The organism is Anaerostipes stercorihominis (assembly GCF_057535655.1).
In genome coordinates this window covers 1-476 of record NZ_BAAJCL010000039.1, presented here as the reverse complement: position 1 = coordinate 476, position 476 = coordinate 1, and the positions used below count along the sequence as shown (strand labels likewise).

Below are 476 nucleotides of genomic sequence, written 5' to 3'. Positions count from 1 at the left end.
GACGAACATGCTGAACACGAAAGCGGAGCTTGAGAGTGGCATGGGAGAGCAATCCGGAGGAAACAGCAGAATAGAGAAATTCCGGTGGCGATGCGCGTCGGGGTCACACCCGTTCCCATCCCGAACACGAAGGTTAAGACTGACGCGGCCGACAATACTTGGTTGGAGACGACCTGGGAAGATAGGTGGCTGCCGGATTTATGGGGGATTAGCTCAGTTGGGAGAGCGCCTGCCTTGCAAGCAGGAGGTCACGAGTTCGAATCTCGTATTCTCCACTGGATAAGAAACTATCCAAAGACAATCAAAGGGGTCGTGGAAACGGCCAGCCAGAATGGGCTTGTAGCTCAGGTGGTTAGAGCGCACGCCTGATAAGCGTGAGGTCGGTGGTTCGAGTCCACTCAAGCCCATAGGGAAGAGAAACATTTTAGAAAATTCGTACCATGAGGTACGAAAGGAAATGTCCACTCAAGCCCATT

2 tRNA genes and 1 rRNA gene are annotated in these 476 nt (G+C 52.7%); all 3 read left to right on the top strand.

Annotated features, from left to right (window positions below):
* The first annotated feature begins 80 nt into the window (after positions 1-80).
* Positions 81-198, top strand: a 5S ribosomal RNA gene (gene rrf, locus AC27EF_RS13615).
* Positions 199-202: 4 nt separating this feature from the next.
* A tRNA-Ala gene (locus tag AC27EF_RS13610) sits at positions 203-275 on the top strand.
* A gap of 58 nt (positions 276-333) precedes the next feature.
* Positions 334-407: transfer RNA gene (locus tag AC27EF_RS13605), tRNA-Ile, on the top strand.
* Positions 408-476: the final 69 nt, after the last annotated feature.